Source organism: Sphingomonas radicis (genome assembly GCF_051400635.1).
In the GTDB taxonomy this organism is placed as follows: domain Bacteria; phylum Pseudomonadota; class Alphaproteobacteria; order Sphingomonadales; family Sphingomonadaceae; genus Sphingomonas.
In genome coordinates this window covers 1-19,438 of sequence record NZ_JBLFFG010000006.1, presented here as the reverse complement: position 1 = coordinate 19,438, position 19,438 = coordinate 1, and the positions used below count along the sequence as shown (strand labels likewise).

Below are 19,438 nucleotides of genomic sequence, written 5' to 3'. Positions count from 1 at the left end.
GTCGCGAAGCCCTCGGGTTCCAAGGGGTTCGCAGCGAATTTCGTCGTCCCGGACGGCCATGCCGTCCTGCTTCAGCCCACGCGGAACGAGGCGCCGAACAGCAGCACCTCCGAATCCGGCGGCGAAACCTGCAACGCGCCCTCGCCCTGCGCCACCAGCGCGTGCGCCAGATAAGCGGCGGCCGCCCGCGGAGTGATCGGCAGTTCGTCGCGTCCGCCCGCCAGCGCGCTGCGCAGCTCGGGATCGAGCACGATGCGCGGTCCGTCGGCACGCACGACGATCTCGATCAGCCCGTCGACGATCTCGGCGCCGATGTCGAGCTGCCCCCCGCGGATCAGTGCGTCGCCGCCGATCAGCGCCAGATTGAGCAACACCTTGATCGCCTGCTTGGGAAGCACCGGATCCTCGACCATCCAGCCGATCGTCACCCGGTGGTTGTCGCCGAACAGTCCTTCGAGTGCGGCCTGCGCCTCGCGCGTGTCGACCGTCTCGCCAAAGCCGCCCGCAGCGCCGAACGCCAGGCGGAAGAATTTTAGCTTGTTCGCGCTCGCCTTGGCGCTCTCGCTCAGCAGTTCCAGGCACCGGGCGCGCATCTCCGGATCATGCTCGTCGGCAAGCAGTTCGAGGCCGTTGTTGAGTGCGCCCACCGGGCTCAGCAAATCGTGGCAGAGCCTCGAACAGAGAAGGCTCGCGAAATCGGTCGGGCTGATGTTCAAAGGCTTGGCTCCCGCATGCCGTGCCTCTTTGGCGCAGCGGCCCCGGCGCTGCAAGCAGTCCGGCTAGACGACCCTGCGGCCCGAGAAGAGCTGAATCAGGCCGACGATCAGCGCGATCACCAGCAGGACGTGAATGATCCCTCCGGCAATGTTGAGCGAAAAGCCCAGCAGCCACAGGACCAGCAGGATGACGACGATCGTCCAAAGCATGGGATGGTCTCCGAACAGGGTATCGGGAGAACGGACGCACATCCGGAACGTTCCGGCTGCGTCGTGGCGGCTTGCATCCGCCCACTCGCCGTCTAGGGATACCTCCTGCGAGCCGGCTCCCAGGAAGCCGGTGGCAACCGAAGATGAGGGAAGATGGCGTTCTACGATACGATCATAGTCGGCGCCGGGCACGCCGGCGCCCAGGCGGCGATCGCACTCCGCCAGCAGGGGTTCGCAGGCTCGATCGCGCTGTTCGGCGACGAGCTGGAATTGCCCTATGAGCGTCCACCCCTCTCCAAGGAATATCTGTTCGGCGAGAAACCCTTCGAGCGGATGCTGATCCGCAACGGGGCCTTCTGGGAAGAACGCGAGGTCGCGCTGCTGCCCGGGCGCAGGATCGTCACCGTCGACCCTGCTGCGAAGACCGTGACTGAGGAAGGCGGCGAGACCCACGGCTATGGCGCGCTCGTCTGGGCGGCAGGCGGCGAGCCTCGCCGGCTCGCATGCAACGGCGCCGGTCTGCCCAACGTCCATGTGCTGCGCACCCGCGCGAACGTCGATACGATCCTCGCGGCGCTGCCGGGCGTCGAGCGGATCGCAGTGATCGGCGGCGGCTATATCGGGCTGGAGGCGGCTGCGGCTTTCACCAAGCTGGGCAGGCAGGTGACGGTGGTCGAGGCGCTCGACCGCGTCCTTGCGCGCGTCGCCGGCGAGCCTCTGTCGCGCTTCTACGAGGCCGAGCACCGCGCACACGGCGTGGAGGTGCTCACCAATGCGGCGGTGGCCTCGATCGAGGCGAAGGGTGGGCGAGCGAGCGGCGTCCGCCTCGAGGACGGCAGGGTGATCCAAGCCGACATGGTGATCGTCGGCATCGGCATCGTCCCGAATGTCGCGCCGCTGATCGAAGCGGGCGCCGAGGGCGGCAACGGCGTGGCGGTGGACGACAGCTGCCGGACCAGCCTGCCCCATGTCTATGCGATCGGCGACTGCGCGCTCCACAGCAACGGCTTTGCCGGTGGCGCGCTGATCCGGCTGGAATCGGTCCAGAACGCCAATGATCAAGCGAGCGTCGTCGCCGCAGTCATCGCCGGCAAGGAAGCGAGCTACGCTGCGGTTCCCTGGTTTTGGTCGAACCAATATGATCTCAAGCTCCAGACCGTTGGCATCTCCGCCGGCCACGACGCCACAGTGGTACGGGGCGATTCCGCTTCGCGCAGCTTTTCGGTGGTTTATCTGCGCGAGGGTAAGGTGATCGCGCTCGACTGCGTCAATGCGGTCAAGGACTATGTCCAGGGTCGCAAGCTCATCCTCGAATCCGGCATCGACATCGCCCGACTGGCCGATCCGGCGGTCCCCTTGAAGGAACTCGCTCCAGTCGCCTAGCGCGCGTCCGGCACCGCCGGAAATCCGGGTAGTTACCGATCCCCCGTCGTGCAATGCTCCGCATTGTAGCGTTTCACGACCTTTGCGGGACATCGAACGATGCGGGCAGCCTGGGGGAGCATAGAGGAGATTTCAGGCCGCGCGCGGAGCCGGATGCGGCGCGTGACCATGTTGTGCCTCTCGGCGCTGATCGGCGCATGCTCGAGCGGGAACGACACCAAGCCGCCGCCGCGCGCAACGGACGAGGTGCCCAAGCCGACGCATTCCTCGGTGATCGCGGTGCCGATCGAGGTCGACACCGCGATCCTGCGGCGTGCGGTTGAGAACGCTGTGCCGCGCCAGCTCTGGACCATCGAGCAGCACTCGTCGCGCTGCGTCAAACCCAAGCAGGTAAAGGTGTTCGGAGCGAGGGTGAAGGTCACACCGCCGATCAGCTGCACGATCGTGGGCGCGGTGACGCGCGGGCCGATCCGGCTGCGAGGCGAGGGGCGCGACATCATCGCCGACATGCCCATCCATGCGCAGATCAGCGCGCGGGACGTCGGCGGCCTGCTCAAGGGCGAAACGGCGACGGGATCGGCGATGGCGCATGCGCGTATCCGGCTCGACATGGGCTCGGACTGGCGTCCACACGGCACCGTCCGGCTGGGCTATGCGTGGACCACGCCGCCGGGAATCGACTTTCTTGGGCAGCGCATAACCTTCACCAACAAGGTTGACGAGAAGCTCGCGCCGCTGCTCCGCAAGCTGGAAGCCGATCTGCCGCGCGAACTGGCACGCGCCAATCCGCGCACGCAGGTCGAACATCTGTGGCGTCAGGCGTTCACCGCCATCGAGCTCAATGCCGAGAACCCGCCGGTATGGATGCGGCTGACCCCGCAAAAGCTGCGCTACGGCGGCTACGCCCTGCACGGCCAGCAGCTCAAGCTCAACCTCGGGCTCGATGCGCTGACCGAAACTTTCGTCGGCCGGCGCCCGGCCGATCCCACCCCAACGCCGCTGCCGCCGCTCGAACATGCCGGCGCGGCCGATCGGCTGCGCTTCTTCATTCCGGTAGTCGCCGATTATGCCGAGCTGGAGCCGGTGATCCTGCGCGCGCTGACCAAGCGTGCACGGCGGCCGTTCGACCTGCCTCGGATCGGGCCCGTCCGGGCGCGGTTCGACAAGATCACTGCCTATGGCACCGTCGGCAACAAGATCGCGCTGGGCGTGACGCTCGCCGTCAAGCCCGAGGCTGTCGACGTCGGCGAGACGCACGGGCTGATCTGGCTGGTGGCACGCCCTGTCAACGCGCCCAATTCGGCGCGCGTCCAGTTCCAGGAGCTGGCCGTGAGCGGCGATACCGACGGCGTGGGCGGCGACTTGCTGATCAAGCTCGGCAGCAGCCCGGCGCTAGCGAGCGAGATCGCCAGCTCGCTGACTCAGAACTTCACGCACGACCTCGAAAAGTTGCTGGGCAAGATCAGGCGGGCGATCGAAGACAAGCAGACCGGCAACTTCCGGATCCGGGCGCAGATCGAACAATTCCAGACCGGCGAGATCGGCGCCTATGGTCAGGGCTTGTACCTGCCCGTGAACGTCGAGGGTCACGCAACGATCGATTACCTGCCCCATCGATGAGGCGAGCAGCGTCTCAATCGGTGCCGATCGGCACTTCGCGGAAACGGCCATGTTCCGGCCCCTCCGATCCGGCGCGCCACAGCCTGGCCTCGGCCCCCGCGACGATCAGCCACAGCTTGCCGTCGGGCTCGGCCATCGCCGCGTCGGTTGCCGAGGGTCGCGCGTCCCCGCTCGGGTGCGAGTGCCAATAGCCGGCGATGCGCGGCCCCCCTGCCCGCTCCGCTCTGAGCGCCGCGAACAATGCCGCTGGATCGATCTCGAAGTGCCGTTCGGGTGCTTCCGCCACATTTTCAACGGCTTGCCAATCAGTGATCCTATCAGGCGAGCCAAACAGCAAACCGCATGCCTCGCGCGGCGCCGCATCGGCGGAAATCCGCCGAATACCGATCAGTACAGATCTTGAAAGTCGCGCTTCCATTCCCATTTACAGCTACAGAATGACCCGGGGGGTTTCCACCATAGAAGCGCGGATTTCGGAAGGCGCAGACGGCTGGCGGCTCGATCGTGCGCTTGCCGATGCCGTCCCCGCGCTTTCCCGCGAGCGATTGAAGGTGCTGATTTCGAGCGGCGCAGTGACCGGCCCGGACGGACTCGCCCGCGACCCTTCGAAAAAGGCCGCGGCGGGCACCTTGTTCAGCGTCGCCATCCCCGATCCCACGCCCGCGCACAACGAGGCGCAGGAGATCCCGCTCGACGTGGTGTTCGAGGACGAGCATCTGATCGTGATCGACAAGCCCGCGGGGCTGGTCGTCCATCCCGCGGCAGGCAACCTCGACGGCACGCTCGTCAATGCGCTGCTCCATCATTGCGCCGGCCAGCTCTCCGGCATCGGCGGCGTCGCACGGCCGGGTATCGTCCACCGGATCGACAAGGACACGTCCGGCCTGATGGTGGCAGCCAAGACCGATCGCGCGCACGAAGGGCTGGCACGCCAGTTCAAGGCCCACTCGATCGATCGACGCTACAAGGCGATCGTTTCGGGTCGGCCCAAGCAGGTCGAAGGCACAGTGAACGCCTCGCTTGCCCGCTCGCCAGTAAACCGCAAGAAGATCGCGGTGGTGCGCGAAGGCAAGGGCAAGCATGCGATCACCCACTGGCGCCTGCTGCGCCAGCTTCGCGACGCTGCACTGGTCGAATGCAGGCTGGAAACCGGCCGGACGCACCAGGTTCGCGTCCACATGGCCTCGATCGGGCTTCCTTTGGTGGGGGATCCGGTTTATGGTCGTGTGGGGAACCTTCGCGACGTTCTGGAAACCTTGAATTTCCGGCGCCAAGCCTTGCACGCGGCGCATCTGGGGTTCATTCACCCCATCGATAGCCACGCTTTGGCGTTCGATAGCGAAATGCCTGCCGACATGCAGGAACTGTTCAATAAGCTCATCGTATGAGTTTTCGTGGCACTGCCGCGCGGCACGTGCCTTGTGAAAGGGAGAATGTGATCAATGGCTAGCGGAAGCAACGTCCCTGCGACGATCCCCGCGCTCGGCGGTGAGGCGAGCCTCAATCGCTATCTGGCCGAGATCAAGAAGTTTCCGATCCTGAGCCCCGAGCAGGAATATATGCTCGCCAAGCGCTTCCAGGAGCATGGCGATCCTGATGCGGCGGCCCAGCTGGTCACTTCGCACCTGCGGCTCGTGGCGAAGATCGCCATGGGCTATCGCGGCTATGGCCTGCCCGTCTCGGAGCTGATCTCGGAGGGCAACATCGGCCTGATGCAGGGCGTCAAGAAGTTCGAACCCGATCGGGGTTTCCGTCTCGCGACTTATGCGATGTGGTGGATTCGCGCCTCGATCCAGGAATTCATCCTGCGCTCGTGGAGCCTGGTGAAGATGGGCACCACCGCCGCGCAGAAGAAGCTGTTCTTCAACCTGCGCCGGATGAAGGCCAAGCTCGACGCGTTCGAGGACGGCGACCTTTCTCCCGAGCATCTCGCCAAGATCGCCACCGATCTCGGCGTGACCGAGGAAGAGGTCACTTCGATGAACCGCCGCATGGCGATGGGCGGGGATACCTCGCTCAACGTGCCGATGCGCGAGGACGGCGAGAGCCAGTGGCAGGATTGGCTGCAGGACGAAGGTCCTCTCCAGGACGAGGCCGTGGCCGAGGCGCAGGAGGCGGACGTCCGCCACGAGATGCTCGTGGACGCGATGGAGGACCTCAACGATCGTGAGAAGCACATCCTCACCGAGCGCCGCCTCACCGACGATCCCAAGACGCTCGAGGAGCTGAGCCAGGTCTATGGCGTGTCGCGCGAGCGCGTCCGCCAGATCGAGGTCCGCGCATTCGAGAAGCTCCAGAAGGCGATGATGCGCCTCGCGGGCGAAAAGCGGCTGCTGGCGGCCCATTGATCGGGTCGCCGCTGCTGCCGGCGGAATCGAGGGTTGCGGCCGGCCTTGTGCGCGGACCAGCGTGCAGGCATGAGCGGCGGCGGGCGTAGCGATCGGCAGGGGCCGATCGAGGCGCCCGTCTTCTCCAACCTGCGCCGCCGGGCGCGATGACCTCACCGCCCGATATGCCCAAGCCGAACCGCTCCTCACGATCGCGCAAGCCGCTCTGGCGGCGGGTGCTGCTATGGTTGTTGACCGCCGTGCTCGCCTTCCTGCTCGGCTCGGTGCTGTGGGTGGTTGCCTATCGCTTCGTAAATCCGCCGATCACCTTCACGATGATCGGCGACATCGTCGCCGGCCACGGTGTCACCAAACGCTGGATGTCGCTTTCGCAGATCGATCGCAGCATGGCGCGGGCCGTCATTGGGGCCGAGGATTCGCGCTTCTGCCGGCACGACGGCTTCGACTTCGCGGCGATCGAGCAAGCGTACAAGCGCAACCAGAAGGGCGGCCGCATCCGCGGCGGATCGACGATCAGCCAGCAGACTGCCAAGAACGTGTTTCTCTGGCAGGGCGGCGGCTATTTCCGAAAGGGCCTGGAGGCTTATTTCACAGTGCTGATCGAGAACATGTGGGGCAAGCGGCGGATCATGGAGATCTACCTCAACGTCGCCGAGACCGGGATCGGCACCTATGGCGTCAATGCAGGCGCGATGCGCTATTTCAAGCACGACGCCTCGCGCCTGAGCGATCGCGAAGCCGCGCAGATCGCCGCGGTGCTGCCGCTGCCAAAGAAGCGCGCCGCGATCACCCCAAAGGGGTTCACGCGGCGCTACGGCAATTCGATCAGCCGCCGGATCAACGTGGTGGCAGGCGACGGGCTCGACACCTGCCTGCGTTGATCATTCGGCCCTCTTCGCGGCATCCTTGGCAGCGCCGCCCGCTTCCTTCGCAGCACCGCCCACGTCCTTGGCGGCATCGCCCACGCTTTCAGCCGCACCGGTGATCGCGTCGGTCTTCACATTTTCGCGGCTGTTCTGGTTGATCAGGTAGATCGCCCCGATCACTACCAGGATCAGTACCGCGAGCCCGATCAGCAGGCCTGCGCCGCTGCCGCGCCGCTCGACGACGGTCGTGGTGCCGGGTGCACTGGCGCTTTCGGTCACGCGCTCCGACGTCGTTCCGTCGCTACGCTCAACAACTCGATCGACCATGGATCCTCTCCTCGATTGCGTGGGGCAGCAACCGAGGAGCGCGCGAGATTGTTCCGATTCGGCCCCAGCCGCTCCGTCAGAACGGAAGCTTGAATCCCGGCGGCAGCGGCAGCCCGCTGCTCATCTTTGACATCTCCGCCTGGGCAGCCGCATCGGCCTTGGCGCGCGCATCGTTGAACGCCGCCGCGACCAGATCCTCGACCATTCCCTTCTCGGAAGGCGCGAGCAGCGACTCGTCGATATCGACGCTGATGATCCGGCCCTTGGCCGATGCCTTCACCTTCACCAGCCCGCCGCCCGAAGCACCTTCGACTTCGATCGTATCGAGATTCTCCTGCGCCTTCGCCAGCTCGGCCTGGACGTTCTGCGCCATGGCCATGATGTCTTCGAGACTCTTCATCACTCGGTTCCTGTCTTGGTCCAGCCGATCAGCTCGGCATCGGGAAAGGCCTGCATCGCCGCGGCCACCACCGGCGAGGCGAGCACCGCCTCGCGCTCGGCCGCGTCGTTCGCCGCCTGCTCCTCGCGCAGCGTCCGCGCGGTCGCGCCTTCAACGCACTTCAGGCGCCAATTGACCCCGGTGCTCTCGCGCAAGGCAGCGGCGAGATCGCGGACGAAGTCGTTCGGCAGCGGCCGCGCCTCGCCGAATTCGATCTCCGACCCCTCGAAACGCACCGGCCGCAGATAGTCGCGCACCTGCTGCGCGAGCTGGAAGCGCCGGCTGGCTTCGAGGTGCCCGGCAAGCTCCGCCATGCTCGACGGCAGGCTCGGCTCGGCCGGCTTGGCAGGCGGTGCGGACGCCGGCGCTGCGGGCGCAGCCGCCACGCTCACGGTCCCGCTCGCCAGCTGACGCGCGAGTTCGCCCGGATCGGGAAGCTGCGAGGCATGGACCACCCGCAGCAGCGCCATCTCGCACGCCTCGATCGGCAGCGCCGCCTTGGCGACTTCGTCGTGCCCGCGCAGCAGCAGCTGCCACAGCCGGTGCAGCGCCGGAAAGGACAGCGAAGTCCATTCGGCCAGCGCGTTCAACTCCTCCGCCGACTGGCCCGCGCCCGGCTCGCTCCCGAGCTTGGCGAGCGTGACGCCGTGCACGGTCTCCAGCAACGTGCGCAGCACCGCTTGCGGATCGACCCCCAGATCATATTGGCCGCGCAGCGCCTTGAGCGCGCCTTGCCCGTCGCCCGCAAGCAGCAGACCGAACAGCACCCGGATCGCGCCGCGATCCGATAAGCCCAGCATCTGGCGCACCGCTTCCGCGCGCACCCCGCCGCCCTCTAGCCCCGCATGCGCGATTGCCTGATCGAGGATCGACAGGCCATCGCGCGCCGAGCCCTCGGCCGCGCGCGCGATCAACGCCAGCGCCTCGGGCTCGGCCTCGACTCCTTCGGCCTCTGCCACACGCGCGAAATGCTCGGCGAGCTTCTCGGCGGGAATCCGCCGCAGGTCGAAACGCTGGCAGCGCGACAGCACCGTTACCGGCACCTTGTTCACCTCGGTCGTGGCGAACAGGAACTTCACATGCGCCGGGGGTTCCTCCAGCGTCTTGAGCAGGCCGTTGAACGCAGCCTTCGACAGCATATGGACTTCGTCGATGATGTAGATCTTGTAGCGCGCCGAGACCGCCGAATAGCGCGACGCCTCGATGATCTCGCGGATGTCGTCGATGCCGGTGTGGCTCGCCGCGTCCATTTCAATCACGTCGATGTGGCGGCCCTCGGCGATCGCGCGGCACGGCTCGCACACGCCGCACGGATCGATCGTCGGGCCGCCCTGCCCGTCCGGTCCGATGCAGTTGAGTGCCTTGGCGATCAGTCGCGCGGTGGAGGTCTTGCCGACCCCGCGGACGCCGGTGAGCAGGAAGGCATGCGCCAGTCGATCCCGCTTGATCGCGTTGCCCAGCGTCTGGACCATCGCGTCCTGCCCGATCAGCTCGGAAAAGGTCTGCGGCCGGTATTTGCGCGCGAGCACGCGGTATGCGGCATCGCGCGGCTGCGGCGGTTCGTCGAGGCCAAGCAGGGAATCGGACATTGCGATCCCTCCTAGCTGCTTTGGCGGGGCATGTGGAAGTGGCGACGCGCTAGGGTCGGCAGGTGCCGAGGCGGCGATGCGTCGAATTGGGAAAGGTGGGAGCCGGAACGACCCGCGGCGAAATCGTTACGGCTGCTTCCTTCCGGACCTGACCGGGTTGGCGACGACCACGTCCGCCCGACTCCCGCGGCGCATATGGTCGATATGAGGCGCAGGCGCAAGGTCAGGGAAGGTGGAGGTTTTCCTTCATGCGGCAGTGAAGGATGCGGATTACACCGATCTGCCGTCCCTCGACGCGATAGAAGATCGCATGCGAGTTGATCGGCCAGCGCCGGTACGTTCTGCGGCGGCGCTTGCGCTGCGTACCAATCCGCGGGCGCTCGCACAGCAGGTCGAACGCAGACAGGATATCGGCGAGATATTCCTCCGCCCTCGCGGATCCCCATTCGGCAGCCGAATGCCGCCAGATCTCGCGCAAATCCTCCTCGGCATCGCGGCTGAGCTTCAGCCGGAGCGGTATTTCGCCCGCTCCTCGGCAAGTATCTCGGCCGGACTCTTCTCGCTCCAGCCGCTCGCCTCGCCGGAGTCGAGCGCCGCCCCGAGCGCCTCATCGATTTCCCAGCCGCCTTCTTCCGCAAGATCGGCGCGCACCAGGTCGCGGATGTAATCGCTGACATCGGCATAGAGGCCAGCGGCGACCTGGGCATCGATGAAGTCCTTCATCGGCTCGGGCAGCGAGATCGTCATCGTGGCCATGCGGAGAATCTATGCCGAAGCCGAAGCCTGTCAACGCCCCTGCATGTCGCGATGCTGGGCGGGCATGCGCACGGTGAGCCCGTCGAGATCGGGGGTGAGCACGATCTGGCACGCCAGCCGGCTCGTGCGCGTCGCCGCCACCGCAAGGTCGAGCATGTCTTCCTCCTCCTCGCTCGCCGGCGGCAGGCGGTCGAAATCCTCCGCCGCAACGATCACATGGCAGGTCGAGCAGGATATCTGCCCCTCGCACGTCCCTTCCAGCGGCTGGCCGTCGTTCTGCGCGACTTCGAGCAGGATCGATCCCTCGGCCGCCTCGACTTCGCGGCTCGCATGACCATCGGCACTCACGAAACGAACCCGGATCATGCGGCGACCTTCTGCGCACGGGCGGCAGTGTCGATCCGGTCGAGTGCAACCATGAGTTCCTCTTCGCTGGTGTAGCGGCCGAAGCCGATGCGGATGCTCGACCGCGCCTGGGCGTCGCTGAGCCCGATCGCGCGCAGCACATGGCTCGGCCGCCCCGATCCGCTCGCACAGGCCGAGCCCGCCGAGAAGGCGATGTCGCGCAGCTCCGACATCAGCCGGGCGACGTCCAGTCCATCGCGGCGCAGGTTGAGGTTGCCGTGATAGCGTTCCTCCTGCGAGCCGTTGAGCACCCAGCCCATGCTCGCCATCCGCGCGAGACCGGCGCGAAACAGCTGCTCGGCATGCGCGTGGTCGGCGCCGAAGCGCTGCTTCGCGAGCGACGCCGCCGCCCCGAAACCCGCGCACAGCGCGGGCGAAAGCGTCCCCGATCGGCCCGCCGGCTCCTGCCCGCCGCCGTGGAGCAGGGGCTCGATCGTCACGCCGTCACGGATCCACAGTGCGCCGATTCCCTTGGGCCCATGAATCTTGTGCGCGGAGATCGCGACCATATCGCATTCTTCCGGGATCAGCTCGCGGCCATAGCCCTGCACGCCGTCGCACAAGAATCGCGCGCCCGCGGCATGCGCGAGCCCAGCGAGCTGCGCGACCGGCTGGATGGTGCCGATCTCGTTGTTGACGAGCATCGCCGCGACCAGGCCGACACCCGGGCGGATCGCCTCGCGCGCCGCGGCGAAGTCGACGAGGCCGTCCGGCTGGACCGGCAGCACCGTCACCTTACGCCCGCGCCGGGCCTCGGCCTCGACGGTGTCGAGCACCGCGGCGTGCTCGGTCGCGAGCGTGACCACGTCGCCGGTAGTGCCCTTGATCGCCCAGTTGAGCGCTTCGGTGGCGCCGCTGGTGAAGGCAAGCGTCCCGCCCGGGGGCAGCAGCGCGGCCACGGCATCGCGCGCCACCTCCACCGCTGCTTTGGCCGCACGGCCCGGAGCGTGCGCCGAGTGCGGGTTGGCGAAATTGTCCTTGAGCCAGGGCAGCATCGCCTCGAATGCCTCGGGCGCAAGCGGCGTGGTAGCTTGGTAATCGAGATAGATCATGCGGCCCTCGCGCGTGCGTCGGCGGCGGTCGCACGCCACAGTTCGATGAAGCGGTCGACCTCGGCCTCGCTGGTGGTGCGCCCGAAGCTCACGCGGACGACTTCGCGCAGCGCGGGCTCGCTCCATCCCATCGCCGTGAGCACATGGCTGGGCCGCATGCTCCCCGACGAGCAGGCGCTTCCCGCCGAAACCGAGACGCCCGCAAGGTCGAAGCGGATGAGCTGCGCGGCGGCGGAGACCCCCGGCATGCGATAGGCGCCGATCAATGGGCTCCGTGGGCTGTCGGCGCCCACTATCTCGCCGCCCGCATCGCGGATCGCGTCTTCGAGCCGCGCCCGGAGCGCCGCCATGTGGCCGAAGTCCTCGGGCTCGCCGATCGCCGCGGCATAGCCGAGCGCGCCGGGCAGGTTCTCGGTCCCAGCGCGATAGCCCTTCTCCTGCCCGCCGACGGGGATCAACGCCCCGAAGTCCCGCAACATCAACGCACCGACACCAGGCGGTCCGCCGCGCTTGTGCGCTGAAACTGCAACCATATCGGCGTGACGCAACACCGCGTCGTCGGCACGGGCCGGCATTTGTGCAGCGTCCACAAGCAAGCGGCCGCCAGCCTCATGGACGATTTCTGCTATCTCCCGGATCGGCTGGCGTACCCCTGTCTCGCTATTTGCCCACTGGATACCCACCAGGGAATAGGGCCCTAGCGCTTCGCGCAATGCATCGAGATCGAGGATGCCCCGAGAGTCGACCGGCAGCACGCGCGCGCCTTCGGCGTAGCGCAGCACCGAATCATGCTCGACCGCGGTTATCAGCAGCCGCTCGACGAGCGTGCGCTGCAGCGCGATCTGCAGCGATTCGCTCGCCCCCGAAGTCAGCACCAGCTCGTGCGCCCAGCCATAAGCGGCGGCGATCCGCGCGCGTGCATCCTCCAGTGCTGCCCGCGCCGCGCGGCCTTCCGTGTGGGGCGAGGAAGGGTTCGCCCAGCCGCGCATCCCCTCTTCGACCGCAGCCATTGCAGCTGCGGTCATCGGTGTCGTCGCTGCGTGATCGAGGTAGATACGGTCGGCCAAGTTCGTTCCAATTGCGCAAGAGGCGGCGCTGCCTATATAGCGCGCAACTCCCGACGCTCCACCGCGTCCGCCAATTCAAGCAGGTAGAAACCCTTGCCCGAAGTCATCTTTCCCGGCCCGGAAGGGCGCCTCGAAGGCCGTTTCGCTCCCGCGCCCAAGCCGCGCGCACCGGTGGCGATGATCCTCCACCCGCACCCGAACGCGGGCGGGACGATGAATAATCGCATCGTCCAGGAGCTCTATAAGACCTTCCAGCGCCGCGGCTTCGCGACGCTGCGCTTCAATTTCCGCGGCGTGGGCAAGAGCCAGGGCACGTTCGACAACGGCATCGGCGAGCTTTCGGACGCCGCGAGCGCGCTCGATTGGGTGCAGAGCTTCCATCCGGAGGCTCAGACCACCTGGATCGCGGGCTTCAGCTTCGGCGCGTGGATCGGCATGCAGCTGTTGATGCGCCGCCCGGAGATCCGCGGCTTCATCTCGATCGCGCCGCCGGCCAACATGTACGACTTCAGCTTCCTGGCGCCCTGCCCTTCGTCGGGCATCATCATCCAGGGCGAGGCCGACGAAGTCGCAACACCGGTCGCCACCCAGAAGCTGGTCGACAAGCTGCGCACCCAGAAGCACATCACGATCCATCACGACACCATTCCTGGCGCGAACCATTTCTTCGAGCACGAAATGGACCAGCTGATGGGATCGGTCGACCGCTACCTCGACATGCGGCTCGATCCCAACTGCCCGATCCGCTGAGGCTGCGAGGCGGCGGAGCCTGTGCGCCGCCGCTTGCCCCCGTTCGCCCTGAGCTTGTCGAAGGGCGAGCGCGGCGGGCGATTCGCGTGCGAAAAGCGCCCTTGGACAAGCTCAGGGCGAACGGCATTGCCCTAATTCCGCAGCACTGACCCTAAACCGTCCAGATCAGCAGATTCCCCAGGATCACCAGCGCACACATCAGCATCAGCACGCCCTTCTGCCGATCGGTGCGCAAGGTGCGGACCCCGCCCCAGACGAGCACGAACATCGCGATCACCGCGATGCTGAGCATGAGCGGATTGAGCGCGGGATCGAACATCAGGCGACCCACCAGACGAGCAGCGCGATCAGCGCGAAACCCGCCACCAGCAGCGCGATCGCGCGCGGATCGCGGCGGTAGATCGCGAACAGGACGACGAACAGGAAAAGGCCCAGCCCACGCGTCGCCACGCTGAGTATCTGGGCAACGAAGCCCCCGAAGCGCGTCTCGTGCATCAGCCGTTCGATCCCAGCACTGCGCCATAGGCGTCCGGGTCGACATTGCCGCCCGACAGGATCACCAGCAGCCCCTCCTTCGGCTCGACCTTGCCCGCGAGCAGCGCCGCCAGCGCCACGGCGCCCCCGGGCTCGACTACCAGTCGCAGCCTCGCCGCAGCCCAGCGCTGTGCGTCGCGCACTTCCCGCTCGCTGACCGCCATGCCGGTCACGCCGCGGCGGCTGAGCACATCGAAGGTGAGCGGCGAGACTTCCCTGGTCTGGAGCGCGTCGCACGCGGTCGGCGGCGGATTGTCTCCCACCGGCTCGATCCAGCCGGCCTCCAGGCTGCGGCGCATGTCGTCCCACCCCTCGGGCTCGACCACCGTCACTTCGGCGTCCGGAAGCGCCAGCGCGATCCCTGCGGCCAGCCCGCCGCCGCCGCACGGCACCAGCACCTGCGCGGGATCGGGGAGCTTCGTTTCGATCATCTGCGTCATCGCCTCGATCCCCGCGCTCCCCTGCCCCTCGATCACCCAGGGATCGTCGAAGCTGGGCACCAGCACTGCGCCGCGGGCGTGCGCCAGATGCCCCGCAATCTTCTCGCGCCTCTCGGTCGCGCGATCGTATTTCACTACTTCGGCGCCCAGCGCCAGCGTCGCGTCCAGCTTCACCTTGGGCGCATCGGCCGGCATCACGATCACGGCAGGGATCCCCAGCTTCCGCGCTGCCCAGGCGACTCCCTGCGCATGATTTCCCGAGGAGAAGGCGACCACGCCCTTCTCGCGCGCTGCACCGTCGAGGGCCGTCAGTCGGTGCCACGCGCCGCGGATCTTGAACGCGCCGATCGGCTGGAGCGACTCCGCCTTGAAGCAGACGGTGCGTCCGCGGATCTGCGCCGTAAGCAGCGGCGTCGGCGGCAGAATCCCCGCGATCTTGGCCGTCGCATCGCGAACTCCGGCGCGGGTCGGTTGTCGCACAATCATCACACTTTACCCCCGCCGTAATTTTCCGGGTCCCGAATCACTTTACACGGGGGGACCTCGCCCCTAAATGCCGCCTTCCGCTGCCCCATGGGACTTCCAACCGCAAGGCAGCTTTTCGTCAATGATTGCCGCAAGGCATTTGGAGGTCCCTTGAATTGCACAAGCACCATAGCGCGCTGGGGCTAGCTGCCGCCCATCGCAACTCCGCCCGCGGAGTTGCTCTCGCAATGCGCCCGGTAGCCCCGGTCACGCTCACTCGCCCGCACGCTGCATCGCGTGCGGCCCGCTTCTTCGTCGAGAAGTTCCCGGGCCGCTCGATGTATGCCGTGAAGGCCAATCCCTCGCCGGATCTGCTGCAGATCTTGTGGGATAGCGGGATCACGCATTTCGACGTCGCCTCGATCGCCGAGGTACGGCTCGTCGCCAAGACGCTGCCGGACGCGACCCTGTGCTTCATGCACCCGGTCAAGGCCGAGGAAGCGATCGAGGAGGCCTATTTCGAATATGGCGTCCGCGTGTTCAGCCTCGACAGCATGGAAGAGCTGGAGAAGATCGTCCGCGCCACCAAGGGCGCCGAGGACCTGACGCTCTGCGTGCGGATGCGCGTCTCTTCGGATCATTCGAAGCTCAGCCTCGCGTCCAAGTTCGGCGTCGGCCCGGGTGAATCGAAGGATCTGCTGATCGCCGCCCGCCAGGTCGCGGACGCGCTCGGCATCTGCTTCCACGTCGGCTCGCAGGCAATGGCGCCCGAAGCCTATGCCAATGCGATGGAGCGCGTGCGCGCTGCGATCGTCGAGGCCGGCGTCACCGTCGACGTGGTCGATGTGGGCGGCGGATTCCCCTCGTCCTATCCCGGCATGGAGCCGCCGCCGCTCGAGCATTATTTCGCGACGATCCACCGCGCGTTCGAGAGCCTGCCGATCAGCTATTCGGCCGAGCTCTGGGCCGAGCCGGGCCGTGCGCTGTGCGCCGAATACAGCTCGATCATCGTCCGCGTCGAGCGTCGCCGCGGGTCGGAGCTCTACATCAACGACGGTGCGTACGGCGCGCTGTTCGATGCCGCGCACATCGGCTGGCGCTTCCCCGTCCGTCTCCTCCGCGAGCCGGATTCGAACGCCCGCGACGTGGAATTCAGCTTCTACGGCCCGACCTGCGACGATCTCGATCACATGGCCGGTCCGTTCCTGCTGCCCGCGGACGTTCAGGCCGGCGATTATATCGAGATCGGCATGCTCGGCGCCTATGGTGCGGCGATGCGCACGGCGTTCAACGGCTTCGGCGCGACCGAGACCGCGATCGTCGACGACGAGCCGATGACTTCGCTCTACCTGGGCGAAGCCGCGGAACGCGCGCTGCCCTCGAACGTCGTCAAGCTGTAACCGGCTGTTCTTATTCCCCTCCCGCTTGCGGGAGGGGGAAGAATTGAGGACGGAGCCCGTTCGCTTCCTCTCCTCACGGGTTTCCGCGTCCCCTTGAATGACGGCGGCCATTGGAAAATATGGGAGTTCCCATGTCCGACACCCTCACCAAGACCGCGGCGGCCAACCCGCCGATCAACGACACCCGCAAGGCGGAGCTTCTGTCGAAGGAAGTGAAGCACATCGACATCACCAAGTTCGATGCGCGCCCGATCGTCGACGCGATGGCCGACATGAGCTTCACCAGCCGCGATCTCGGCCGCGCGACCAACATCTACAACCAGATGCTGGCCGACAAGGATTGCACGATCTTCCTCGTGATCGCGGGCTCCACCTCGGCCGGCGGCTGCATGGACCTCTATGCCGAGCTGGTGCGCAACAACATGGTCGACGGCATCGTCGCCACCGGCGCCACGATCGTCGACATGGATTTCTTCGAGGGCCTCGGCCACAAGCACTATCAGGCGCTCGAGATCCCCGACGACGACACGCTGCGCTCGCTCTACATCGACCGCATCTACGACACGTACATCGATGAGGAAGACCTCCAGAACGTCGATCACACGATCTTCGAGATCGCCGAGACGCTGGAGCCCAAGGCTTATTCGAGCCGCGCCTTCATCCGCGAGATGGGCAAGTATCTCGTCGAGCACGGCAAGAAGGAGAACAGCCTCGTCAAGCTCGCCTATGAGCATGACGTGCCGATCTTCTGCCCGGCGTTCGTCGACAGCTCGGCCGGCTTCGGTCTCGTCAAGCACCAGGTCGACCGCGCCAAAGCCGGCAAGCCGTACATGATGATCGACGCGGTCGCGGACTTCCGCGAACTGACCGACATCAAGATCGCGGCGGGCACCACCGGCCTGCTGATGATCGGCGGCGGCGTGCCGAAGAACTTCATCCAGGACACCGTCGTCTGCGCCGAAATCCTCGGCCACGAGGATGTCGCCGTGCACAAATATGCGGTCCAGATCACCGTCGCCGACGTCCGCGACGGCGCCTGCTCGTCCTCGACGCTGCAGGAGGCCGCGAGCTGGGGCAAGGTCAACACCGGCATCGAGCAGATGGTCTTCGCCGAGGCCGGGTCGGTCATGCCGCTGCTGGCGTCCGACGCCTACCACCGCGGCCACTGGAAGGACCGCGCCAAGCGCGGCTGGGCGAAGCTCTTCGCCTGAGGCGGCTTCCGCTGAACAAGGAAAGGGCGGCCGGGGCATCCCTCGGCCGCCTTTATTTTGTTCCCCTCCCTGTAAGGGAGGGGAGAGAAAGACGGCCGCGCTATCGCTAAACGGCAGCAGGCCCCCACTCCCCAACCTTCCGCGCCAGGACCGCTCCCCTCAACGCGACAACCCAATAGCCGGCGAATAATCCGTCATCGTCATGAACACGCTGTCGACCTTCGCCACCAGCTTGCCGCCAGCCTCGGACTTCGCGACCACCGCGCGCCATTCCGGATCCGCGCCGAACGCCTTCCAGCTCTCGTCCCGCGCCGCCCGGCTCGGATAGGCGAGCACGTAGATCACTCGCCCGTCAGGGGCCTCCTTGGTAGGCTGTTCGTTCCAATAGGCGACGTTGCGCATGCCGTGCTTCTCGAACAGCCCGAGCGTGTGCTCGCGGAACCGCGCGTTGAGCGCCGCAAGCTTGCCGGGCGCAGGATAGTAGGTGCGCAGTTCATAGACCGCCGCGCGCGGATCGAGCGCGACGGACTGCGCAAGCACCGGCGCCGCGATCGTGGCAAGAGCGAAGGAAGCGAACAAGGCAGAGCGCATCGGCAAACTCCCGAAGTGGCAAAGCAAGGACGATCGCACGCAACCCCGCTGCTCCGCCACCGGTAAGTTCGACGTCCGGCACGCAACAATCCGAAGCCAGCCATCGCCCTCAAGGAAGCTGTTCAGTCGCCTCATATCCGTATTTCCAACGGTGCATCACCGGGTACGTACCTATGGCTACCCTTCGGCACAGATGTTGTCCTGTGCCCTCCCGGCGCGTGCGGCCTGCCACACGCATCACGGGCCGATTGGACATCGAAGGTCACAGCCATGATAAGGAACGGCATTGTAACGGCCCTGCTTGCGGCTTGCGCAGCCTTCGTGCCTGCGAGCGCAAGCGCTCAGGATTGGGAGTTCAGCCTCACCCCCTATATCCTCGCTCCCGCGATGGACGGCGAAGCGGGAGCAGGCCCGATCACCGCGCATGTGGAGGCGAGTCCGGCCGACATCTTCAAGAACCTGAGTTGGGGCGCGATGGGGATCATCGAAGCCAACAACGGCAGAATCGGGATCGCCGTCGACCTCACCTACATGAAGCTGAAATCCGAACGCGAAGGGCGCATCGACGAGATCGGCGGAGATCAGGGTGCCTATACCGGCATGTTTCTCGTCAGGGTGGACCCGCATGCCGAAGCCTATGTCGGCGCGCGCCTGAACGACCTTGGCCTGGAGATTTCAGGCAGAGGTCCGTTGGGGGGCAGCGTAACGGTGAGCCCCTCCAAAAGCTGGGTGGATCCGATCGTCGGAATGCGCGTAAACCTTCCGATCAGCGGCAGCGCGGATCTGACGGTTCTCACGGACGTCGGGGGCTTCGGAATCGGCTCGGACGTCTCCTTCCAGGCCTGGCCCTCCTTTGGCTTTCGGCTGAGCAAATCGGCCAAGGCCATGGTCGGCTATCGGCTGCTCTACACTGATTACGAAGACGGCGAAGGACTGGACCGTTTTGCGTACAGCGTGCTGACCCACGGTCCCACTCTGGGAGTTCAATTCCGTTTCTGATGATCGACGACGGCAGGGCGCGCCGTTGTCGAGCATCTTTGCTGGTGCCGGACCACCTCCAAACGAAGAACAAAGCTTGAACATCTGCATCGACACACTAAGTCGCCAGAGCGACTTGGTCGCCGCTCTTTCCCATCGTCGGATCGATCCCAAGCTCCGAGTCAACGCGAGCAGCGCGTACGTGTGGCCTCGGTGCCGCGTCGGTGTAGCGTCGGTGTAGCGTCGGTGTAGCGTCGGTGTAGCGTCGGTGTAGCGTCGGTGTAGCGTCGG

Annotated in this window: 24 protein-coding genes and 1 other RNA gene; 9 read left to right on the top strand and 16 right to left on the bottom strand. The window is 66.3% G+C overall.

What is annotated here, in order from left to right:
* Positions 1-71: 71 nt before the first annotated feature.
* Together ACMGDH_RS17030 and ACMGDH_RS17025 are read right to left on the bottom strand one after the other, a co-directional pair.
* Positions 72-716: a histidine phosphotransferase family protein gene (locus ACMGDH_RS17030; protein WP_436829176.1), complete on the bottom strand. Its 645-nt coding sequence runs from the start codon at positions 714-716 to the stop codon at positions 72-74.
* A gap of 63 nt (positions 717-779) precedes the next feature.
* Entirely contained in the window at positions 780-926 is a 147-nt protein-coding gene (locus tag ACMGDH_RS17025) for a lmo0937 family membrane protein (RefSeq protein WP_436829175.1), read from the bottom strand.
* A gap of 153 nt (positions 927-1,079) precedes the next feature.
* Between ACMGDH_RS17025 and ACMGDH_RS17020 the strand changes: the two genes are divergently transcribed.
* Entirely contained in the window at positions 1,080-2,309 is a 1,230-nt protein-coding gene (locus ACMGDH_RS17020; protein ID WP_436829174.1) for an NAD(P)/FAD-dependent oxidoreductase, read from the top strand.
* A 168-nt stretch (positions 2,310-2,477) separates the two neighbouring features.
* Positions 2,478-3,929, top strand: coding sequence for a DUF4403 family protein (locus tag ACMGDH_RS17015; protein WP_436829363.1), 1,452 nt, complete (start codon positions 2,478-2,480; stop codon positions 3,927-3,929).
* Between the two features lie 13 nt (positions 3,930-3,942).
* Here the strand turns inward: ACMGDH_RS17015 and ACMGDH_RS17010 are convergent, their stop codons facing one another.
* Positions 3,943-4,347, bottom strand: a complete 405-nt coding sequence (locus ACMGDH_RS17010) for a M67 family metallopeptidase (protein WP_436829173.1) — start codon at positions 4,345-4,347, stop codon at positions 3,943-3,945.
* A gap of 19 nt (positions 4,348-4,366) precedes the next feature.
* On the opposite strand from ACMGDH_RS17010, the gene ACMGDH_RS17005 reads away from it, so the two are divergent.
* The 3 genes from ACMGDH_RS17005 (at position 4,367) to mtgA (ending at position 7,158) form a co-directional block, all read left to right on the top strand.
* Positions 4,367-5,317, top strand: coding sequence for an RluA family pseudouridine synthase (locus ACMGDH_RS17005; protein ID WP_436829172.1), 951 nt, complete (start codon positions 4,367-4,369; stop codon positions 5,315-5,317).
* A gap of 54 nt (positions 5,318-5,371) precedes the next feature.
* Positions 5,372-6,277, top strand: a complete 906-nt coding sequence (gene rpoH, locus ACMGDH_RS17000) for an RNA polymerase sigma factor RpoH (protein ID WP_436829171.1) — start codon at positions 5,372-5,374, stop codon at positions 6,275-6,277.
* A 164-nt stretch (positions 6,278-6,441) separates the two neighbouring features.
* Positions 6,442-7,158 (top strand): monofunctional biosynthetic peptidoglycan transglycosylase, encoded by a 717-nt coding sequence (gene mtgA, locus ACMGDH_RS16995; protein ID WP_436829362.1) that lies wholly within the window; start codon positions 6,442-6,444, stop codon positions 7,156-7,158.
* Here the strand turns inward: mtgA and ACMGDH_RS16990 are convergent, their stop codons facing one another.
* From ACMGDH_RS16990 to ACMGDH_RS16950, 9 genes are all read right to left on the bottom strand, one after another.
* Entirely contained in the window at positions 7,159-7,470 is a 312-nt protein-coding gene (locus ACMGDH_RS16990) for a hypothetical protein (RefSeq protein ID WP_436829170.1), read from the bottom strand.
* Between the two features lie 76 nt (positions 7,471-7,546).
* Positions 7,547-7,870 (bottom strand): YbaB/EbfC family nucleoid-associated protein, encoded by a 324-nt coding sequence (locus tag ACMGDH_RS16985; RefSeq protein WP_436829169.1) that lies wholly within the window; start codon positions 7,868-7,870, stop codon positions 7,547-7,549.
* The gene (locus tag ACMGDH_RS16980) at positions 7,870-9,498 is read right to left on the bottom strand and encodes a DNA polymerase III subunit gamma/tau (protein WP_436829168.1); all 1,629 of its coding nucleotides are present in this window, start codon (positions 9,496-9,498) and stop codon (positions 7,870-7,872) included. The genes ACMGDH_RS16985 and ACMGDH_RS16980 overlap by 1 nt, the downstream gene beginning before the upstream one ends.
* Before the next feature lie 91 nt (positions 9,499-9,589).
* Positions 9,590-9,687: signal recognition particle sRNA small type (gene ffs, locus ACMGDH_RS16975), an RNA gene on the bottom strand.
* Positions 9,688-9,721: 34 nt separating this feature from the next.
* Positions 9,722-9,976: a type II toxin-antitoxin system RelE/ParE family toxin gene (locus tag ACMGDH_RS16970; RefSeq protein ID WP_436829167.1), complete on the bottom strand. Its 255-nt coding sequence runs from the start codon at positions 9,974-9,976 to the stop codon at positions 9,722-9,724.
* Positions 9,977-10,002: 26 nt separating this feature from the next.
* Positions 10,003-10,254: a type II toxin-antitoxin system ParD family antitoxin gene (locus ACMGDH_RS16965; RefSeq protein ID WP_436829166.1), complete on the bottom strand. Its 252-nt coding sequence runs from the start codon at positions 10,252-10,254 to the stop codon at positions 10,003-10,005.
* Between the two features lie 30 nt (positions 10,255-10,284).
* A complete protein-coding gene (locus ACMGDH_RS16960) occupies positions 10,285-10,620 on the bottom strand; it encodes a 2Fe-2S iron-sulfur cluster-binding protein (RefSeq protein ID WP_436829165.1) in 336 nt (111 codons plus the stop codon).
* On the bottom strand, positions 10,617-11,711 hold the full coding sequence (locus ACMGDH_RS16955) for a cysteine desulfurase family protein (RefSeq protein WP_436829164.1): 1,095 nt from the start codon (positions 11,709-11,711) through the stop codon (positions 10,617-10,619). Before ACMGDH_RS16955 ends, ACMGDH_RS16960 begins: the two co-directional genes overlap by 4 nt.
* Positions 11,708-12,778, bottom strand: a complete 1,071-nt coding sequence (locus ACMGDH_RS16950; RefSeq protein ID WP_436829163.1) for a cysteine desulfurase family protein — start codon at positions 12,776-12,778, stop codon at positions 11,708-11,710. Before ACMGDH_RS16950 ends, ACMGDH_RS16955 begins: the two co-directional genes overlap by 4 nt.
* A 93-nt stretch (positions 12,779-12,871) precedes the next feature.
* On the opposite strand from ACMGDH_RS16950, the gene ACMGDH_RS16945 reads away from it, so the two are divergent.
* Positions 12,872-13,528, top strand: a complete 657-nt coding sequence (locus ACMGDH_RS16945; protein WP_436829162.1) for an alpha/beta hydrolase — start codon at positions 12,872-12,874, stop codon at positions 13,526-13,528.
* A 151-nt stretch (positions 13,529-13,679) separates the two neighbouring features.
* Here the strand turns inward: ACMGDH_RS16945 and ACMGDH_RS16940 are convergent, their stop codons facing one another.
* From ACMGDH_RS16940 to ACMGDH_RS16930, 3 genes are read right to left on the bottom strand one after another with little or no spacing between them, the layout of a single operon-like run.
* On the bottom strand, positions 13,680-13,847 hold the full coding sequence (locus ACMGDH_RS16940) for a hypothetical protein (RefSeq protein WP_436829161.1): 168 nt from the start codon (positions 13,845-13,847) through the stop codon (positions 13,680-13,682).
* Positions 13,847-14,023 (bottom strand): hypothetical protein, encoded by a 177-nt coding sequence (locus ACMGDH_RS16935; protein ID WP_436829160.1) that lies wholly within the window; start codon positions 14,021-14,023, stop codon positions 13,847-13,849. Before ACMGDH_RS16935 ends, ACMGDH_RS16940 begins: the two co-directional genes overlap by 1 nt.
* A complete protein-coding gene (locus ACMGDH_RS16930; RefSeq protein WP_436829159.1) occupies positions 14,023-14,988 on the bottom strand; it encodes a threonine ammonia-lyase in 966 nt (321 codons plus the stop codon). The genes ACMGDH_RS16935 and ACMGDH_RS16930 overlap by 1 nt, the downstream gene beginning before the upstream one ends.
* Before the next feature lie 155 nt (positions 14,989-15,143).
* Between ACMGDH_RS16930 and ACMGDH_RS16925 the strand changes: the two genes are divergently transcribed.
* Together ACMGDH_RS16925 and ACMGDH_RS16920 are read left to right on the top strand one after the other, a co-directional pair.
* A complete protein-coding gene (locus tag ACMGDH_RS16925; RefSeq protein ID WP_436829158.1) occupies positions 15,144-16,367 on the top strand; it encodes a type III PLP-dependent enzyme in 1,224 nt (407 codons plus the stop codon).
* 131 nt (positions 16,368-16,498) lie between these two features.
* On the top strand, positions 16,499-17,578 hold the full coding sequence (locus tag ACMGDH_RS16920; protein WP_436829157.1) for a 1,9-bis(guanidino)-5-aza-nonane synthase: 1,080 nt from the start codon (positions 16,499-16,501) through the stop codon (positions 17,576-17,578).
* 159 nt (positions 17,579-17,737) lie between these two features.
* Here ACMGDH_RS16920 and ACMGDH_RS16915 read toward each other — a convergent pair whose 3' ends face one another.
* Positions 17,738-18,169 (bottom strand): NIPSNAP family protein, encoded by a 432-nt coding sequence (locus ACMGDH_RS16915; protein WP_436829156.1) that lies wholly within the window; start codon positions 18,167-18,169, stop codon positions 17,738-17,740.
* Positions 18,170-18,556: 387 nt separating this feature from the next.
* Between ACMGDH_RS16915 and ACMGDH_RS16910 the strand changes: the two genes are divergently transcribed.
* On the top strand, positions 18,557-19,168 hold the full coding sequence (locus ACMGDH_RS16910; protein ID WP_436829155.1) for a hypothetical protein: 612 nt from the start codon (positions 18,557-18,559) through the stop codon (positions 19,166-19,168).
* The last annotated feature ends 270 nt before the right edge of the window (positions 19,169-19,438 follow it).

Coding starts and splice junctions, on each gene's coding strand:
- ACMGDH_RS17025 (WP_436829175.1), bottom strand. CDS start 926: ATGCTTTGGACGATCGTCGTCATCCTGCTGGTCCTGTGGCTGCTGGGC.
- ACMGDH_RS17020 (WP_436829174.1), top strand. CDS start 1,080: ATGGCGTTCTACGATACGATCATAGTCGGCGCCGGGCACGCCGGCGCC.
- ACMGDH_RS17015 (WP_436829363.1), top strand. CDS start 2,478: ATGTTGTGCCTCTCGGCGCTGATCGGCGCATGCTCGAGCGGGAACGAC.
- ACMGDH_RS17010 (WP_436829173.1), bottom strand. CDS start 4,347: ATGGAAGCGCGACTTTCAAGATCTGTACTGATCGGTATTCGGCGGATT.
- ACMGDH_RS17005 (WP_436829172.1), top strand. CDS start 4,367: ATGACCCGGGGGGTTTCCACCATAGAAGCGCGGATTTCGGAAGGCGCA.
- rpoH (WP_436829171.1), top strand. CDS start 5,372: ATGGCTAGCGGAAGCAACGTCCCTGCGACGATCCCCGCGCTCGGCGGT.
- mtgA (WP_436829362.1), top strand. CDS start 6,442: ATGCCCAAGCCGAACCGCTCCTCACGATCGCGCAAGCCGCTCTGGCGG.
- ACMGDH_RS16990 (WP_436829170.1), bottom strand. CDS start 7,470: ATGGTCGATCGAGTTGTTGAGCGTAGCGACGGAACGACGTCGGAGCGC.
- ACMGDH_RS16985 (WP_436829169.1), bottom strand. CDS start 7,870: ATGAAGAGTCTCGAAGACATCATGGCCATGGCGCAGAACGTCCAGGCC.
- ACMGDH_RS16980 (WP_436829168.1), bottom strand. CDS start 9,498: ATGTCCGATTCCCTGCTTGGCCTCGACGAACCGCCGCAGCCGCGCGAT.
- ACMGDH_RS16965 (WP_436829166.1), bottom strand. CDS start 10,254: ATGGCCACGATGACGATCTCGCTGCCCGAGCCGATGAAGGACTTCATC.
- ACMGDH_RS16960 (WP_436829165.1), bottom strand. CDS start 10,620: ATGATCCGGGTTCGTTTCGTGAGTGCCGATGGTCATGCGAGCCGCGAA.
- ACMGDH_RS16955 (WP_436829164.1), bottom strand. CDS start 11,711: ATGATCTATCTCGATTACCAAGCTACCACGCCGCTTGCGCCCGAGGCA.
- ACMGDH_RS16940 (WP_436829161.1), bottom strand. CDS start 13,847: ATGTTCGATCCCGCGCTCAATCCGCTCATGCTCAGCATCGCGGTGATC.
- ACMGDH_RS16935 (WP_436829160.1), bottom strand. CDS start 14,023: ATGCACGAGACGCGCTTCGGGGGCTTCGTTGCCCAGATACTCAGCGTG.
- ACMGDH_RS16930 (WP_436829159.1), bottom strand. CDS start 14,988: ATGATTGTGCGACAACCGACCCGCGCCGGAGTTCGCGATGCGACGGCC.
- ACMGDH_RS16920 (WP_436829157.1), top strand. CDS start 16,499: ATGTCCGACACCCTCACCAAGACCGCGGCGGCCAACCCGCCGATCAAC.
- ACMGDH_RS16915 (WP_436829156.1), bottom strand. CDS start 18,169: ATGCGCTCTGCCTTGTTCGCTTCCTTCGCTCTTGCCACGATCGCGGCG.
- ACMGDH_RS16910 (WP_436829155.1), top strand. CDS start 18,557: ATGGACGGCGAAGCGGGAGCAGGCCCGATCACCGCGCATGTGGAGGCG.